This window comes from Abyssogena phaseoliformis symbiont OG214, assembly GCF_016592595.1.
GTDB lineage: Bacteria > Pseudomonadota > Gammaproteobacteria > PS1 > Pseudothioglobaceae > Ruthia.
Genome location: NZ_AP012977.1, coordinates 981,861 through 999,486 on the forward strand (window position 1 = coordinate 981,861; position 17,626 = coordinate 999,486).

Sequence of the window (17,626 nt, forward strand, 5' to 3'; positions counted from 1 at the left end):
TCAAAATTTAGGTGGTTTTTGACTATGAACAGTGGTTATTTTACAAACAAATTTAGGCAAAACATTAAACAAACCTTGTCTAAATTTTTAAATAAATTACAATTTGGTGGTGTGTGCTTAATGCGCTTGTTATTGGTGCTTGTCATTAATCCAGTCAGTATTTTTAGCGTGGGCTTTTGGTTGTCTTTTTATGTAGTTGCTATTATTATTTACGGTACTAGTCAACACAAAAACAGGCACTGGATTGTTCGACTTATCTATATTCAATTACTGATTAGCATCACCACAATGCCTTTGGTTACTTGGTTTTTTAATTCTGGGTCAATTCTTTCACCTATTGCCAATCTAGTTGCCATTCCAATATTTAGTTTTATCAGTACGCCATTTGCACTTATAGGTGCAATATTTGCTCATTTACAACTTTCTTGGCTAGCCACACTGAGTTTTGATATTGCCAATCAATCCTTGATTATTCTATCAATTTTACTTGAATATCTACAAAGCCTTAATTTTAATCAGTGGTATTACACCCAAGCATCAAGCGTTGAAATGTTGCTATTAATCATCGCAATACTACCTTCAGCGCTTAAACTTCGTAAGATAGCACTGGTTTTATTATTACTAATTGTATTTCACCCTTTTGAAAAAATAACTAAGGGATCGGCTGTTGTCACAATGCTTGATGTTGGACAAGGGCTTGCAAATGTAATTCACACCCAAAATCACACTCTATTATTTGATACAGGCAGTGGGGTTACCCTTCTGGATTTAACATGGGTGATGCGGTCGTCATTCCTTACTTGTGCTCAAAACAAATTCAATATTTGGATAAAATTAAAGCAACCACAACCTTGTGCAAAAAAGGACAGCATTGGGTTTGGGATGATGTGCTGTTTGAAATACTCAATCCTGATGATAATTTCAAAGGCAATAATGCCTCATGTGTTTTGAAAATATCAACCCATTCACACTCAATACTGCTCAGCGGCGATACTGAGAAAAAAGCTGAAAAATATTTAATCTCTAATCAAAAAAAAACAAACTTCCTAGCAGTATACTCATTAGCCCACATCATGGTAGTAAAACTTTATCAAGTGATAAATTCTTAGACGTAGTTTCACCCAAATGGGTTGTTATTTCTAGCGGCTATAAAAATAGATTTGATCACCCCCTGCCCTGCTAAGGTCGTTGTAAATAGATACAAAAATCATAACATTAAGATTCTTAATACCAGTTGTGCTGGACAAATTGAAATTTTTCTAGATAAAGACATTGCAATTAATCAATACAGGCTAGATTATACACACTACTATCAGCGCCAATGCAACTAATGATAATAAATCTTGCTAACTTGGTCTTGAGCCAAGGTGTTAACAGCGTCAATTAGTTGTTGATTGGGCGCCACCAAATAGGCTTTGTTTAGCAGCATGCCACCTCTTAAATTATCAGTCATATAAGAGATTTTAACAGGGCAATTGCCTTTATGCTCAAGTAGCACTTTGACAAGTTTGTCAAAAATTGACTGGTGTTTAGTATTTAATAATACTTCAAAGCCCTTAGCGTAACTCATTTTCACTTGCCCAATATTTTCAATTTTATCAACCACTACTTGCCACTGATCTCTGGAATCTTTATTAATCTTGCCTGAAATCACCACCACTTCATCAACAATAAGTTTATCACTTACTAAACCTAGGGTTTTAGTAAATACCACAGCATTTAATAGCTTAGCACCATCTTCAACCGTGACCAGAGCAATTTGCCCACCACTCTTAGTAGCACGATAACGTAGCTCTGAAATCAATACCAATACACGCACATCTTTATTATTTCTAAAGACAATTTTAGAAGGCAATGTTGCACCAATATGCTTTAAATCGGCTTTATATTCATCAGTAGGATGGTCATCAAAATAATAACCCAGCACGCTTTTTTCTAGTTGCAGCCTCTCTTTAAACGAAAAACTTGGCGCTGAAAGATAATGTGCCTCATATTCATTATGTTGTTCAACATTGGAAAACAACCCGTTCTGACCACTAGAATGATCATTTTGCTTCTGTTCTGCTTGTCTAACGGCTGTAGGGTAGGTTTTGATTAAACTTGCTCTATCCACGCCTAACACATCAAAAGCACCACTATAAATCAATGCTTCAATAGCACGCTTGTTTAAATAACGCTTTTCAATTCTAGAACAAAACTCAAATAAATCTTTATAAGCGCCATTAGCATTACGCTCAAATACGAGCGCATCAACCAACGCCCCACCCACGCCTTTAATTGCGCCAAGACCATATACAACTGTTTTTACATCATTAATGCTAAATTCATAATTAGATTCACATACGTTTGGTCCATTAACCATCAAGCCCATTTGGCGCACTTCACTAATGGTAAATGAGATTCTCTCTGTATCGTCCATCATGCCGGATAAAACTGCCGCCATAAAAGGCGCAGGATAGTGAGACTTAAGCCAAGCAGTATGATAAGACACATAGGCATATGCCACCGAGTGAGATTTATTAAAACCATAGCCTGAAAATTTATCAATCAAATCGAAAATTTCATTGGCTTTTTTCTCGTCAATGCCTTTTTCAGCAGCACCTTTAACAAACACACTACGCTGACGACTCATCTCGCTGGCTTTTTTCTTACCCATCGCACGCCTAAGTAAATCTGCGCCACCTAAAGAGTAGCCTGCCATTACTTGTGCTGTTTTCATTACTTGCTCTTGGTACAAAAACACACCATTAGTTGGCTTAAGGATTTGCTCTAGCATTGGGTGTGGGTATTTAACCTGTGCGCCATGTTTTACATTAATATAATCATCTACCATGCCTGCATCCAATGGGCCTGGGCGATACAGCGCTAACATGGCAACAATATCTTCAAAATTATCCGCTTGCAGTTTCTTTAGATAACTACGCATACCTTCAGACTCTAATTGAAAAATACCTGTTGTGTCACAACGTTGAAGCAACTCATAAACTTTTTTGTCATCCAGTGGTAAAGCATCTAAATCAATCGGCTCATCTGACAAACCTTTAGCACTAATCAGTTTAACAGCCTTGTGAATAACCGTTAAATTAGACAATCCTAAAAAGTCAAATTTAACCAAACCAACCGCTTCAACATCATCTTTATCAAACTGAGAAACTACGCCATCATTCTCACCATAACCTTTATATACTGGACAAAAATCACTAATCTTGCTTGGTGCAATCACCACACCGCCTGCATGTGTACCAACATTTCGCACTAAGCCTTCTAACTGCTTAGAAAGATCAATTAATGCGGTTACGCTTTCTTCCGAATCATAACGAGCTCGCAATTCCTCCGAGCCTCCTTCTTCAGGCGCACTCAAGGCTTTTTCAAGTGTCATTTTCAAATCATTAGGAATCATCTTTGATATTTTATCACTAAACCCATAAGGATGGCCCAAAACACGCCCCGCATCACGCACCACGCCTTTAGCCGCCATCGTACCATAAGTAATAATTTGTGAAACCTTTTCATGACCGTACTTTTTGGACACATAATCAATCACTTCATCTCGACGATCAGTGCAAAAATCAATATCAAAATCTGGCATTGAAACCCGCTCTGGATTTAAAAAACGCTCAAATAACAATTCATGCTTAATCGGATCAATATTAGTAATTCCCAAAACATAAGCCACTAAAGAACCAGCACCAGAACCACGACCAGGACCTACTGGAATGTCATTTTCTTTTGACCATCTAATAAAATCTGCCACAATTAAAAAATAACCTGAAAATCCCATTTGAATAATAACATCAAGCTCAAATTTTAAGCGCTGGTGATAAACCTGCGCATCAACTTTTAAGTTTTGTAAGCGCTGAACCAAACCACGCTCCGACTCTTCAAAAAAAAACTGCTCTATGGTTAAGCCTTCTGGCACAGGAAAATCTGGCAAATAATTTTTTTTAAATAGCTCAAAATGTACATTACAACGTTTGGCAATTTCTAATGTATTTTCTAAAATTTCTGGTAAATCAGCAAACAGTTCATGCATTTTCTCAGATGATTTTAAAAATTGCTGGTTAGAAAAATGTCGCTCACGCCGTGTATCATCTAAAAGACCACCCTGAGCAATACAAATTCTGGCCTCATGTGCATCAAAATCACTTTCATTTAAAAACTGCACATCGTTTGTTGCCACAACAGCAATACTAAGCCCGAGCGCCAATTCAACACAAAGATGTAAGTGTTTTTCATCAAACTCCCTTGAAGTTCTCTGTACACCTAAATAATAACGTTCAACAAAAACAGTCTGCCAAAATTCAGCTTTTTGCTTGGCCTCAATCATTTGATTTGATATTAAGTGCTTAGCTACATCGCTATAAATAGGTGTTGCAATCATAATCAAACCTTGGTTATAATTAATTAGTTGTTGCTGCGTTACACTAACACACTCAAACGATCGTCCTTGAGTATAAGACAAAGAAATCAATTCAGAAAGATTAAGGTAGCCTTGGCGATCTTGACACAATAATAAAACCGAATAAAACTCACCCTCTTTATCTTTGACATTAATTCTAGCACCAAATATTGGCTTGATATTGGCGGCAGTGGCTTTTTGATAAAATTTAACGGCAGCAAAAAGATTGGACTCATCCGTTAGTGCAATTGAATCCATACCAATTTCTTGTGCTTTTTCAATCAATTTTGGAATACGCACCAAAGAGTTCTCAACTGAGAATTCACTTTGACAATGTAGATGCACAAAACCAGAATTAGCCATTAAGAATGATTAAAATAAATTTGATGAAATACTTATCTATTTTACAAGTCTAAAGAACTTTTTTTATTTTAAAAGTGCTGAAAGTTTTCAAAATATATGTCAGATAGAATAAAAATTATTGAGAATTTCTTATTGTTGATTAAAAAAAATTAATACAGGCTTTTTTTACAACAAACAATAGACAAAAACACACCCCAACATTGGGGTATTTTTTCTAACTCACTAGACCCCTTAGAACCTAGGTCCGGCTGTTTTTGCCAATGCAGTTTGTGCTGTTGCATTAATTGTTTGCTTATGAGCTTTATTCGCCAAAGCAATTGCCGCAGCATTGTTACCTGCTTTATACAATTTTTTAGCTTTTTTGATCATTTTTCCAGTATCACGCCATGCCATATTTACAGCAAGATTGGCTTTATAACCAGTCTGCGCCGCTTTAATGGCAGACTTAAATGAATCAGAAGAACCATTATTCCAGTTATGCGAACCGTCCAAGGAATCAGCCTGAACTGTTAAAGCAAATAGTGTCAAAGTTGTTAATAATACTTTTTTCATTAATGTCTCCTATTTTCTGTATCTATCAGCAGTAATTTCAAGACCGTTGCTCATTGCTTGATGAAAGAATTCCATATTACGAAACGCTTCTGTCTGAGCTTTTAATGGCTTGGCACGCATGTTCTTCAAACAACCACCATAACGACAGTGTAGTGTACCCATACCAGCCCATTTTGCACGATACATAGGTAGGTGAGTAGTATGACCTAACGCAGGTGATAAAATATCAGCGCGTGCTTTTTTGCCTGCGTTATACACATGACAATCTGCACAAGACATGTTGAACTGACCACGCTTAGCATAAAAGAAAGCTTTACCTTTCTCATAAGCCGCCTTAGCACCAGTAGACTCAACCTTTACATTAATCTTTTGTCCAGCTGCTTGATCTGAAATCCAAGCACTAATACGCGCAATTTTACCTTTCTTAGAACCTAGCTTTTTGCCAGTTTGTTGTTGATAACACTTTTTAATCGTACTTTCAAGTGTAACCACTTGCTGGGTCGCTTCATCAAAGTACGGATGTTTAACACGAGCTGCTGCAGGATCTTTAAGTGAAGCACACTTATTAAGACCGAACTTCAAATACTCCTTACCGCCCTTCTCTACCGCTTCCTCATAAGGAGGAATGCCATCTAGGATTTCTTCAAATTGTTCTCTTGAGCCTTGATCAATCGCATATACACCATTGGTGTAGTCTGCAAATTCAACACCCGGAAGAATTGTTTTAAAGTGGTTAATAAAGGCCTTTTGATCGGATGCAACATCAGCTGATGCCACGCTAACCAACAAACCTAAACCAGCCACTGTGGCTATTAGTTTTTTCATTAATCCCTCCTCAATAATTATAAACAGTTATTTAGACTTTGCAGTTGCAGAACCTGTTTTACCTTTATTGTCTTTATACTTAAGTTCAATTGTGTCGCCCTTCTTACCAGGAACGTTAAACTTAAAATATGGGTTTTTAGAAATTGAACTACCGATATCAGCGTCTACAACTTTGTTGCCATTATGTAATATAACCATATTTTCAATATAGTTAGCTGGTACGATTTTACCTTTTTTCTTACGTAAGCCTGTCTCCATAGGGTGCTTAATTAAACACTTAATACCAATAACACCTTTTCTAGCCTTGGGCTTTAATTTAATACTTGCCATTTTTATATCCTCCTTTTAATATAATTAGTTAATTAACCGCCACAGCCGCCAATCGTTACTTTGACTTCTTGAGTTTTAGAAGTTGTTGTGCCACCTGCTGTTACTAACGCTATAACTAGAGAAGTTTTACCCATCTTAACACGAGTAGAAACATGACCCTGAGCGCCAGATAAATTAAATGAAGCTGCTAAAGGGGTGGAGTTATTCTTAATATAAAAAGAAATATTTGTTACGCCTTTAATCTTAGAAGCATCCACTGTCATTGGCACTACCGCACCATTCTCAGCAATCTTAGGTGCTTTGAATTTGAATGAACCTTGACCAACACTTGCAACCAAAGCAGTTGCTGCATCTGATTTAACCTTAAAACTTGCAGAATTAGCAAAAACCATGCCTGGTGTTAGTAAGCCTGCACCTACTGCTGTAGCAACTGCAGAACCTGCCATTGCACTTTTTAGAAATAACCTTCTTTTCATCTTGCTCTCCTTATTTTGAATAAATGAAATCTGTAATTTGATCAATTTGCTTCTCGCTTAACGCTTGGTGCTTACCAAATGGAGGCATAATTGAATGTGGATTCTTAATAGTTGCATCCCAAATTTGCTCTCTTAAATCAGCCTTATTTGGAAATCTTGCTTTCATTGCAAGTAGTGGTGGTCCAATTGTTCCTGGCAAACTACCACCTGGAATCATGTGACATGCTAGACAATTGCCTAACTTACGACCGAAAGTTACCTCTTCGCCCGTCATCTCTTTAGCACCTGCTTGTGTTGGCATCATAAATAATGATGCCAATGTCACAACTACTGAGATAGAAGAAATGGTTTTTTTCATATTTCTCTCCTCTTTATATAAAAAAATAAATCCTTCAACAAGGCATTAAGCCTTGACGATTCTTGACGATTCTTGACGAGAGGAATGATATAGCACTTAAAAATACTTTGCAACCCTTTTATTAAAGCGTTATATTATAATATTCTAAACTTCTAAAAATAATATCACGTAATGTCTATGTTTTATAACCTTATTTCAAAATAGCTTTTCATACCAATTGTAAATAATGCCGTTTATAAAAAAATAAATATTACTTGTTTAAGCTTAAAACACATGTATTTACAGAAAAAAACTAAGTTATTCTTCAAGAAGAAGTAAAAAAATAACCAAACAAGAAGAAATTATTTAGTTAATTTTTTCCACTTAAACCCGCTGTGCAGCCTTGATAAGTGCTTGGGCTTTATGCATAGTCTCATCCCACTCTGATTGTGCTATAGAGTCATAAACAATGCCCGCTCCAGCTTGAACATAAAGCATTTGGTCTTTAATCACAGCAGTACGAATAGCAATTGCCATATCCATACATCCATGCCAAGATAAATAGCCAATTGCACCTGAATAAATATTGCGTTTTAAAGGCTCAATCTCATTGATAATCTCCATTGCTCGTACTTTAGGCGCACCACTGAGTGTACCTGCTGGAAAAGTTGCTTTTAAAACATCAATCACACTTACATCGTCTTTAAGCTCACATTCAACGTTTGACACAATATGCATCACATGCGAATAGCGCTCAACAAACATTTTATCAGTCAACTTAACTGTGCCAGTTTTTGCAATACGGCCTAAATCATTACGACCCAAGTCAATTAACATTAAATGTTCTGCAATTTCTTTTTCATCATTTAGTAAGTCTTGCTCTAATGCCAAATCTTGGGCGTGGTTCTTACTGCGCGCACGAGTGCCCGCCATAGGTCTGACGGTTGCACGTCTATTGCTATCCACACGAGTGAGAATCTCTGGTGAAGAGCCAATAATCATAATATCATCCAAGTTAAGATAATACATATAAGGTGATGGATTGAGGCGTCTAAGTTGCCGATATAACTCAATTGGTGGTGCTTTGAATACTGCACTAAGTCTTTGTGAAGGCACCACCTGCATGACATCACCAGCCTTGATATATTGCTGAATGGTATCAACTGCGGCTTTATAGTTTTGCTCGCCAAAGCTAGAGATAAAATCTGCACTACTAAGATGATCAGATTGATAATCTTTTTTAATTAAAGGCTGGTTAATCTGATGTTCGATTTCACTTAACCTTGATTGCGCATCTTTAAAACTTTGCTTGGCAGGATTAATATGTGTCATTAAAAAAGCTTTATTGGCTAAATTATCAAATACCACCAAATCATTAGACACCATAAGCATAATATCCGCAATATTAAGCTCATCTTTTTGCTTGGCATGTGTTAATTTTGGTTCAATATAGTGAATAATTTCATAGCCGAAATAGCCCACCAAACCGCCATTAAACTCCGGCAAATTATCAATTTTTGGCACCTTGTATTGCTGTTGATATTGTTCAATCCACAGCAATGGGTCTTCTACAATGAATGGCTCAGATTGCTGTGAATTTTTCTCAATACAAACCTCATAACCAAACACTTTAATAATGGTTTGTGCACTCAAGCCAATCATTGAATAGCGACCCCATTTTTCTCCACCTTGTACGGATTCAAAAAGATAAGAATAAGGCGTATCTGCCAGTTTTAAATACAAACTTAATGCGGTATCAGTATCTATAACCATCTCCTTAAAAACGGGAATATGGTTATAGCCTTGTTCAACAAATTGATTGAAACTAGATTGATTCATATAAACAGTATTTATATAGAAATTCCAAGTATTTTAAACCTTCTAATAAAAAAACCGCATCAATTTTGATTAATGCGGTTTTTTATTTTTAAGCAAAAGTTAATATCGCCCTTCTTGTGCTTGCTCCTCTGCTTCGTTTAATTGATCAGCCAGTGCCTGCTGCGCATCAACTGTTTGCGTAATGCTTGCAACATATTGAGCACGACGTTTTTGATGATGTTTAAAACCTGTACCTGCTGGAATCAATCGACCCACAATCACGTTTTCTTTCAAACCTTGGAGTGTGTCCACACGTCCTGTTGTTGAAGCTTCTGTTAACACACGAGTTGTTTCTTGGAACGAGGCAGCAGAAATAAATGACTCAGTTGCCAAAGACGCTTTGGTGATACCCATTAACAACCTTTGATAGATGATTAAGTCTTTACCCTGCGCTTCCAATTGTTTATTGATTTCAATCACTCGACCATATTCAGCAGTTTCGCCATTAACAAATAATGAATCGCCCGCATCAAGAACCTCAACTTTACGTAGCATTTGTTTAACAATTACTTCAATATGTTTATCAGAAATATTAACACCTTGTAAGCGATAAACATTTTGAACTTCTCTAACAACATAATTAGCCAACGCCTCAACACCCAATAGACGTAAGATATCATGTGGGTTAGATGGACCATCTGAAATTACATCGCCTTTTTCAATCGTTTCACCATCAAATACGTTAATTTGACGCCATTTGTGAATCATCATTTCAATGGCTTCACCTTCTGCACTAGTAATAATTAGACGGTCTTTAGATTTGGTAGAACTACCAAAACTAATAACGCCAGTTGCTTCTGCAAGAATTGAATGATCTTTAGCCTTGCGCGCTTCAAATAAATCAGCAACACGTGGTAGACCGCCCGTAATATCACTTGTTTTAGACAAATCTTTAGGAATTTTAGCCAATACTTCACCTGCTGCAATCACTTGATTGTCGTCTAAATTAATCTTAACAGTTGATGGCAAATAATGTGTTGATAGCACAACCTCAGAATCACTCTCCTCAACCATTTTAATTAGCGGCTTTAGTCCTTTTGCTGCTGTTGATCTTTCGGCTTCATCAATCATCTCAAAAAAAGTTAAGCCTGTCAATGGATCGGTATTTTTATCAACGGTCAAACCCTCAACAAAATCTACAAAAATAACGCGACCTGCTTGTTCAGAAATAATAGGATGTGTATGCGGATCCCAGTCAGCAATCTTATCTTTTGCTTTAACCGTACCTCCTTCTTGCACATGTACAATCGCGCCATAAGGAATTTTATAACGTTCAACCTCTTGACCTTTGTTATTACGAATAGTCACCTCAGAAGAACGAGAAATGACCACTAAATCATTATTTTCATTGGTGATTGATTTTAAATTTTCAAAATGTGCAACACCATCCGTATTAACATTGATACTACTGACTGCAGTAGAAGCGGATGCAGCGCCACCAATATGGAAAGTACGCATGGTTAACTGCGTACCTGGCTCACCAATGGATTGTGCTGCAATAACACCAATTGCCCAACCAACACCAATTTTATGGCCACGTGCCATATCATTACCATAGCATGATGAGCACACGCCATAACGTGTATCGCAAGTGATGGCTGAGCGCACTTTCATCGACTCAATGCCTAATTCATTAATCTTGTCTGAATCATCCAAGGATACTAAATGACTTTTTTCTAAAAATACATTCGTTGAATCTGGCATTAATACGGCTTCTGCTGTCACTCGACCTAATGTTGCTGCACCTAAGGTTTGTACAATATTACCACCGTCAATCACTGCTTTCATAATTAAGCCATTATCGGTACCACAATCATCTTCAGTAATAACCAAGTCTTGTCCAACATCCACCAAACGCCTGGTTAAATAACCAGAGTTTGCTGTTTTCAGTGCTATATCAGCCAAACCTTTACGTGCGCCATGTGTAGAAATAAAATACTGCATGTTGTTCAAACCTTCACGGAAGTTTGACGTAATTGGGGTTTCAATAATTGACCCATCTGGCTTTGCCATCAATCCACGCATGCCTGATAACTGACGCATTTGCGCAGGAGAGCCTCTTGCACCTGAATCAGCCATCATATAAACCGAGTTAAATGAGGCAAGTTTTTGAGTCTTGCCATCAGCGTCAGTAAAATCTTCAAAACCAATCTCGTCCATCATGGCTTTTGCCACTTTTTCAGAAGTACGTGACCAAATATCAATCACCTTGTTATAGCGCTCACCATCGGTCACAACACCTTTAGAAAATTGCTCCTGAATATCTTTAACTTGAACCTCTGCCTGTTCAATCATCATGGCTTTAGAGTCTGGAATAATCATATCATTTGAACAAAATGAAATACCTGATTTGGTTGAATATTGGAAACCCATATACATCATTTGATCAGCAAACATAACCGTTTGCTTTAATTCTTGCGTGCGGTAGCAAACATGAATTAAATTAGAAACTACTTTTTTACTAATGGCCTCATTGATTAAATCAAATGACAAGCCATTCGGCAAAATTCTTGAAAAAATCGAACGACCCACCGTGGTATCAACGATACGTTTAGTGCTAGGCTCAAATTTACCATCAATTTTTTGATAATCCTGAATGCGTAATTTAACCTTAGCATGCAAGGTGACATTGCCAGACTCATAAGCGTTAAGCGCTTCGGTTGCATTTGCAAAAATTAGTCCCTCACCTTTTTGATTAATCATCTCACGAGTCATATAATAAAGACCCAAAATAACATCTTGCGAAGGCACAATAATAGGCTCACCACTAGCAAGGTGCAATACATTATTAGACGCCAACATCAAGGTTCTTGCCTCTAATTGTGCCTCTTCAGATAAAGGCACATGTACTGCCATTTGGTCGCCATCAAAGTCAGCATTGAATGCACCACAGACAAGTGGATGTAACTGAATGGCTTTGCCTTCAATTAGTAGCGGCTCAAACGCTTGGATACCTAAACGGTGCAATGTTGGTGCACGGTTTAGTAGCACCGGGTGCTGATGCACGACTTTTTCTAAAATATCCCACACTTCTGGTGATTCGTTTTCAACCATTTTCTTAGCGGCTTTAATGGTTGAAGCCAAGCCTTTGGCTTGCAATCTATTATAAACAAATGGCTTAAATAATTCTAATGCCATTTTCTTAGGCAAACCACACTGGTGCAACTTAAGATATGGTCCACAAACAATCACCGAACGACCTGAATAGTCAACTCGCTTACCTAATAAGTTTTGGCGGAAACGCCCTTGCTTGCCTTTAATCATATCTGATATAGATTTCAAAGGACGACGATTATTACCCATCACAGCACGGCCACGACGACCATTATCAATGAGTGAGTCTACTGCTTCCTGTAACATACGCTTTTCATTGCGAACAATGATTTCAGGCGCATCAAGTTCTAGTAAACGTGCTAAACGATTATTGCGGTTAATTACGCGACGATATAAGTCGTTAAGATCTGAAGTCGCAAAACGACCGCCATCTAATGGCACTAAAGGACGTAAGTCAGGTGGAAGAATTGGCAATACTTTTAACACCATCCATTCAGGCTTATTGCCAGATTGGATTAATGAATTAACCAATTTAAGGCGTTTATTGTATTTTTTAAGTTTAGTTTGACTTTTTGTATTCAGACTATCTTCACGTAAATTAGCCGCCTCAACCTCAAGTTTCATGTCGGATAAAACATCTTGAATAGCCTCTGCACCCATTTTTGCTTCAAACTCGTCATCACCATATTCGTCTAGTGCATCAAAATACATCTCTTCAGTTAATAACTGTTTATGCACGAGTGGTGTTGAACCTGGATCAGTCACTAAGAATGCTTCAAAATAAAGCACACGCTCAATATCCTTGAGTGTCATATCCATCAATAATCCCAGACGCGAAGGCAAAGATTTTAAATACCAAATATGCGCAACTGGTGCTGCTAATTCGATATGGCCCATACGCTCACGGCGAACCTTTGAATACGTTACCTCAACCCCACATTTTTCACACACAACGTTGCGAAACTTCATGCGTTTATACTTACCGCACAAACACTCAAAATCTTTCATGGGACCAAATATTTTGGCACAAAACAAACCTTCTCTTTCAGGCTTAAAGGTACGATAATTAATAGTTTCAGGCTTTTTAACCTCGCCATATGACCATGAACGAATCTTCTCAGGAGAAGCCAGTCCAACTCTAATTGCGTCAAAATCTTGCTCTTTTTGCTCTAACTTATGAATTTTTAATAAATCTCTCATTGAATTCTCCTAATTAGTGTTGCTCTAACTCAACATCAATACCTAACGAACGAATCTCTTTTACCAAAACGTTAAATGATTCTGGCATGACCGACTCTGTTAAATTCTTACCATCAACAATGCTCTTATAGATTTTTGCTCGTCCTGCAACGTCATCAGATTTTACGGTTAACATTTCGCGCAATGTGTGTGCTGCACCATAAGCTTCTAATGCCCACACCTCCATCTCACCAAATCTTTGACCGCCAAACTGAGCCTTGCCACTAAGTGGTTGTTGTGTCACTAGTGAATAAGGGCCAGTAGAACGCGCATGCATCTTGTCATCAACCAAATGGTTCAGTTTTAACATGTGCATATAGCCGACGGTCACGTGGCGATCAAATGGCTCGCCTGTACGACCATCGTACAATTGTTCTTGTCCAGACTCTGGCAAATCAGCCAACCTAAGTAATGATTTAATGTCTTCTTCTTTAATGCCATCAAATACTGGTGTTGCCATTGGCACGCCTTCACGAAGATTATTTGCCAGTTCAATAATTTCTTCATCATTAAATGATGCTAAATCTTCTTGCTTGCCATGGGAGTTATAAACCTTGTCTAAGAAGTCTCTAATCTGTTTAACCATCTCAGTGCGTTTTTCATCTAATATGGCAGCAATTTTATGTCCCAAACCTTTGGCAGCATAACCTAAGTGAACTTCTAACACTTGGCCCACATTCATACGTGATGGTACGCCTAGTGGATTAAGCACAACATCTATGGTAGAACCGTCTGCAAGATAAGGCATATCTTCAACTGGAGATACACGTGAAATCACACCTTTATTACCATGACGTCCGGCCATTTTGTCACCTACTTGGAGTGTTTTACGGGTTGCCACGTAAACCTTAACCATTTTCATAACCCCTGGTGGTAATTCTGCACCTTCGTTAATTTTAGCTCTTTCTTCTTCAAAAAATTTCTCAAACTCAACTTGCTTGGTTTTAGCTTGTTTGACCAATGCTGCTACTTCTTTATTAACAGTCGCATCTTCAACTTTAAGCTTAGCAATGTCTTTATTGTCAAGTTTTTTCATCAATTTGGCACTTAGCTTCTCACCTGCTTTAATATCACCAACAGTCTTACTCAGTACATTGCTAGAAAGTTTTAAACGTACGCGACGGAAGATGTCACCATCAATAATGCCAAATTCATCGTCAATGTCTTTTTTAATTCTCTCTAAACGTTCTGCATCAATACTTAATGCTCTGGCATCTTTTTCCACACGATCACGTGTAAATACTTGAACATCAATAACAACACCTAATTTAGAGGCGCCAACACGTAATGATGAATCTTTAACATTGTTGGCTTTTTCGCCAAAAATAGCTCTGAGTAACTTTTCCTCAGGAGAAAGCACTGTTTCACTCTTAGGGGTTACCTTACCTACTAAAATATCACCGCCTTTAACACGAGCACCTACATAAACAACACCCACTTCATCTAACTTAGCCAGTGCTGACTCGCTAACATTTGGAATGTCTGCGGTAATCTCTTCAGGACCTAATTTAGTATCACGTGAATAAGCAGTTAACTCTTCAATATGAATAGTTGTATAACGATCTTCTTGCACAACCTTTTCTGAAATTAAAATTGAATCTTCAAAGTTATAGCCGTTCCAAGGCATAAAGGCAATCTTCATATTTTGACCCAATGCTAACTCGCCCATATCAGTTGATGGACCATCTGCTAAAACATCGCCAGCAGCAATTTTATCACCAGCTTTAACTAATGGCTTTTGGTTAATACAAGTATTCTGATTGGAGCGCGAATACTTGGTCAAATTGTAAATATCAACACCCAGCTCACTTGCTTTAGTTTGCTTAGAATCTACGCGAATAACAATACGTGATGCATCTACCGCCTCAACCACACCACTATGTTTAGCAGTCACGCAAACACGAGAGTCCGTTGCTACAACACGCTCAATACCTGTGCCAACCAATGGTTTTTCAGCCTTTAACACAGGAACAGCTTGGCGTTGCATATTTGAGCCCATCAGCGCACGGTTCGCATCGTCATGCTCTAAGAAAGGAATGAGTGCTGCTGCCACCGATGCAATTTGCTTAGAATCAATATCGATTAACGTCACTTCTGATGAATTTACCAAAACAAACTCATTCTTATGGCGACAAGAAATAAGATCATCCATTAACTTGCCTTTATCATTCACTATTGCATTTGCTTGTGCAATTGTATGCGTGATTTCATCAATGGCTGAGACATAAATCACCTCTTTAGTCACTTTACCATTTTTAACTACTTGATAAGGTGTTTCTAAAAATCCATAACTGTTTGTTTTGGCATAAACAGCCAATGTATTAATCAAACCAATATTAGGGCCTTCTGGCGTTTCAATTGGGCACAAACGACCATAGTGCGAAGGATGTACATCACGCACTTCAAAACCAGCGCGTTCACGAGTTAGTCCGCCAGGACCTAGCGCAGAAATACGACGCTTATGAGTCACTCCTGACAAAGGATTCACTTGATCCATAAATTGAGACAGCTGAGAAGAGCCAAAAAACTCTCTAACTGCTGCAGATACAGGCTTAGAATTAATTAAATCTTGTGGCGTTAATTCGTCTGTTTCAGCTAAATTCAAACCCTCTCTGACTGCTTTTTCAACCCTAACAAGGCCAATTCTGAACTGATTTTCAATCATCTCACCAATTGCTCTTACGCGCCTGTTGGCTAGTGTATCAACATCATCAACAAAATCATTACCGTCTTTAATATTAATGAGTAACTTAATAACACTAATAATGTCATCATTGGTTAATACATGTTCACCTGTTTCAGACCCAATGCCTAAACGACGATTAAGCTTCATACGGCCGACTTTTGATAAATCATAGCGATCGTTTTTAAAAAATAAATTGTTAAATAATAGATTAACCGCATCTTCAGTGGCGGGCTCACCCGGACGCATTACATGATAGATGGACATACGAGCTTCAATCTCGGTTTGTGTTTCATCTAAGCGTAATGTATCTGAAATATAAGCACCTGTCTCAGAGGCATTAATATAAAGGATTTCTATTTTTTTAACTTTATTGGTGTTTAATAACTCTAATACTTCTTCAGAAGTAACAGTATTGGCTGATATTAAAATTTCACCCGTGTCTTTATCAATAATATCAGCAGAGATTACCTTATCAAGCAAATACTCTAATGGCGCGTTGATTGATTTAATACCTGCTTTTTCCAATAACTTAACATGCTTAGCAGTAATTCTACGACCTTTTTCAACCACCACGTTTTGATTGGCAACAATATCAAATTCTGCAATTGTGCGTTGCAGGCGAATCGGCGCCATGCTTAAATTGCATGATTTAGCTTTTAATTTAACAGTAATCTTTTCAAAAAAGGTTTCAAGAATACCTTCACTACTTAGACCCATGGCGCGTAATAATGTGGTGACTGGTAATTTTCTACGCCTGTCAATTCGAACATACAAATGTTCATGATGGTCATATTCAAAATCCAACCATGAACCACGATAAGGAATAATGCGTGAAGAGAACAAAATCTTACCTGAAGAGTGGGTTTTACCCTTATCATGCTCAAAAATAACGCCGGGAGACCTGTGTAGTTGAGACACAACAACACGTTCAGTGCCATTAATAACAAAGGTACCCGTTTCAGTCATTAGTGGCAATTGCCCTAAATAAACATCTTCTTCAATAATTTGCTTAACTTTGCGTTTTTTCTTCAAGGTTGAGCCATTCTTATCAAATAGAACCAGATTTAATTTAACACGCAATGTTGATGCAAACGTTACGCCACGTAATTTACATTCTTCAACATTAAATTTAGGTTCTTGTAATCCATAATCAACATACTCAATTTGTGCATAGCCATTAACCGCAGTAATCGGGAACACCGATTGAAAAACAGCATGTAAACCAACATCTTGTTTGGTTTTGCTACCTGCTTGGATAAAACTGTTAAATGAGTCAATTTGGATTGCTAGTAAATCTGGTTCGGTCAAAATTGATTCCCTAGAACCAAAGTTATTTCTAATTCGCTTTTTTTCGGTGAATGAATAAGCCATGAATACCTCGTATTGAATCGATCGTGTTATATAAAAAATTTCTTCTTAATCAACAAACTTCAATTGATATCTTTAAAAAACATCTCATTGAGTCTGTACTTTAATTTAGTGTACAA

Annotated in this window: 11 protein-coding genes; 2 read left to right on the forward strand and 9 right to left on the reverse strand. The window is 37.6% G+C overall.

The annotated features are described in order from the left end of the window. The first annotated feature begins 24 nt into the window (after positions 1 to 24). Both CVPH_RS06220 and CVPH_RS06225 read left to right on the forward strand, forming a co-directional pair. Positions 25 to 951, forward strand: coding sequence for a ComEC/Rec2 family competence protein (locus CVPH_RS06220; protein ID WP_201340863.1), 927 nt, complete (start codon positions 25 to 27; stop codon positions 949 to 951). 209 nt (positions 952 to 1,160) lie between these two features. Continuing rightward, complete coding sequence (locus CVPH_RS06225) at positions 1,161 to 1,331, forward strand: hypothetical protein (protein ID WP_201340864.1); 171 nt, start codon at positions 1,161 to 1,163, stop codon at positions 1,329 to 1,331. Here CVPH_RS06225 and dnaE read toward each other — a convergent pair. The 9 genes from dnaE to rpoB form a co-directional block, all read right to left on the reverse strand. Beyond that, complete coding sequence (gene dnaE / locus CVPH_RS06230) at positions 1,328 to 4,762, reverse strand: DNA polymerase III subunit alpha (RefSeq protein WP_201340865.1); 3,435 nt, start codon at positions 4,760 to 4,762, stop codon at positions 1,328 to 1,330. The genes CVPH_RS06225 and dnaE overlap by 4 nt on opposite strands. Before the next feature lie 231 nt (positions 4,763 to 4,993). Continuing rightward, on the reverse strand, positions 4,994 to 5,314 hold the full coding sequence (locus CVPH_RS06235; RefSeq protein ID WP_201340866.1) for a hypothetical protein: 321 nt from the start codon (positions 5,312 to 5,314) through the stop codon (positions 4,994 to 4,996). Between the two features lie 9 nt (positions 5,315 to 5,323). Next, positions 5,324 to 6,139, reverse strand: coding sequence for a sulfur oxidation c-type cytochrome SoxA (gene soxA, locus CVPH_RS06240; RefSeq protein WP_201340867.1), 816 nt, complete (start codon positions 6,137 to 6,139; stop codon positions 5,324 to 5,326). A gap of 27 nt (positions 6,140 to 6,166) precedes the next feature. Further along, positions 6,167 to 6,469 carry a thiosulfate oxidation carrier complex protein SoxZ gene (gene soxZ, locus CVPH_RS06245; RefSeq protein ID WP_201340868.1) on the reverse strand — a complete coding sequence of 101 codons (303 nt, stop codon included), beginning with the start codon at positions 6,467 to 6,469 and terminating at the stop codon, positions 6,167 to 6,169. Between the two features lie 32 nt (positions 6,470 to 6,501). After that, entirely contained in the window at positions 6,502 to 6,945 is a 444-nt protein-coding gene (soxY, locus tag CVPH_RS06250; protein WP_201340869.1) for a thiosulfate oxidation carrier protein SoxY, read from the reverse strand. Between the two features lie 10 nt (positions 6,946 to 6,955). Further along, positions 6,956 to 7,303 carry a sulfur oxidation c-type cytochrome SoxX gene (gene soxX / locus CVPH_RS06255; RefSeq protein ID WP_201340870.1) on the reverse strand — a complete coding sequence of 116 codons (348 nt, stop codon included), beginning with the start codon at positions 7,301 to 7,303 and terminating at the stop codon, positions 6,956 to 6,958. 363 nt (positions 7,304 to 7,666) lie between these two features. Beyond that, positions 7,667 to 9,121 carry an anthranilate synthase component I gene (gene trpE / locus CVPH_RS06260; protein WP_201340871.1) on the reverse strand — a complete coding sequence of 485 codons (1,455 nt, stop codon included), beginning with the start codon at positions 9,119 to 9,121 and terminating at the stop codon, positions 7,667 to 7,669. Positions 9,122 to 9,220: 99 nt separating this feature from the next. Beyond that, positions 9,221 to 13,414 (reverse strand): DNA-directed RNA polymerase subunit beta', encoded by a 4,194-nt coding sequence (gene rpoC, locus CVPH_RS06265; RefSeq protein WP_201340872.1) that lies wholly within the window; start codon positions 13,412 to 13,414, stop codon positions 9,221 to 9,223. A 13-nt stretch (positions 13,415 to 13,427) separates the two neighbouring features. After that, positions 13,428 to 17,510 (reverse strand): DNA-directed RNA polymerase subunit beta, encoded by a 4,083-nt coding sequence (gene rpoB / locus CVPH_RS06270; RefSeq protein ID WP_201340873.1) that lies wholly within the window; start codon positions 17,508 to 17,510, stop codon positions 13,428 to 13,430. Positions 17,511 to 17,626: the final 116 nt, after the last annotated feature.